General features: G+C 35.1%; 2 protein-coding genes. Both read right to left on the reverse strand.

The features are described from left to right. Positions 1-150: 150 nt before the first annotated feature. Complete coding sequence (locus tag CCZ01_RS11040) at positions 151-390, reverse strand: EexN family lipoprotein (protein ID WP_112053031.1); 240 nt, start codon at positions 388-390, stop codon at positions 151-153. A 54-nt stretch (positions 391-444) separates the two neighbouring features. Continuing rightward, on the reverse strand, positions 445-1,193 hold a 749-nt coding region (locus tag CCZ01_RS10555; RefSeq protein ID WP_112053032.1), incomplete at its 5' end, for a TrbJ/VirB5 family protein.

The following is a 1,193-nucleotide window of genomic DNA, read 5'->3' on the forward strand; positions in this document are numbered from 1 at the left end:
GTATAAAAGACCCATAAACAAGCACTTTTAATGCCACTTTCCCAAGATTCTAACCCAACTTTAAAGAGAGATAAAATCCCATCGGCATTTTCAACTGCCCCAAAAAGAAAATTATTTGAAATAAAAAATATTATTACTGATAATAAAAGCTTATTTTTGCATTGGGCGATGATCCAGTGCCCAGGATGCGTTAGTGCAATCCCTTTGCTCAGGCTTATCACTAAAACCATTAGTAAGCCCCATGTTGTGGCAATAATCCGCTCTTTTTTTTGCTTCTTCAATATTCTGCGAATAATATTCTTTACTTTTAACTTCAAATTCTTTTTCACAACCCGCCATCACGGCTATTGTAGCCATAGCTACACCAAAAAGAAATAAATTCTTTTTCATACTAATTCCTTTATGTTAAAATATAAAAAATATTATAACATAAAAAAATAAACTTTAATCGCTTTTTAAATCCCTTTCTTCAACTTCTGCTTGTCTCCTCTCCTCTTCTGTATTTTTTGAGCTCAAATATTGATTAAGCATATTGACTTGATTCATCAAAGTAATTCTTAATTGTCTTAGCTGATCAGCTTGAAATAGAGCAATATCATTTGCTGCTTGAATCACTTTTAGATTACCATCTGCCGTTTCACTATTTTGTTTGAGTCTTTGAATGATTGCAACCTCACTTTCTAAATCCTTTGCCTGAATTCCTAAACCTTCAAAGGTTTGTTGAAAAGTAGCTCTGTTTTTGTTTGTAAGCTCTCTTAGCTTTTGCCTTTGTTGCCTATTGTATTCTAATTGACTTGTAGCACTGCGTGCATCTTGTGCGTAATTCTGATAGCCTTCGTGCAATTTTTCGTATGCATCTGCAAGATTATCAATCCCATAGTAAACTCCATTCAAACGATTGTTGATTGCGTTGAGCTGGTGAAGTCCCTTTGCAAAACCATCCCATCGATACTGCTTTAGCGATTGTAGATTTTGTGTCTCCATTTTGACAATATTGAGTGTATTTTGCACTTCCTGTTGCATTTTAATTAATTGCTCCGACCAGCTTTGTGCTTTTTTTACCTCTGATAATGCCTGACTTGCCCAGCTTGTATACTGTGTTGTTTCTGTGGCTTGATTTTTCATCATACTTTCAAAAAGTCCACCCACCACACTACCCAAAATACCGCCACTAATAATCCCACCATCGATAA

Source organism: Helicobacter monodelphidis, from assembly GCF_003288845.1.
Classification (GTDB): Bacteria; Campylobacterota; Campylobacteria; order Campylobacterales; family Helicobacteraceae; genus NHYN01.

Excerpts from the sequence above, each read along its gene's own strand:
- CCZ01_RS11040 (WP_112053031.1), bottom strand. The coding sequence starts at position 390 with ATGAAAAAGAATTTATTTCTTTTTGGTGTAGCTATGGCTACAATAGCC.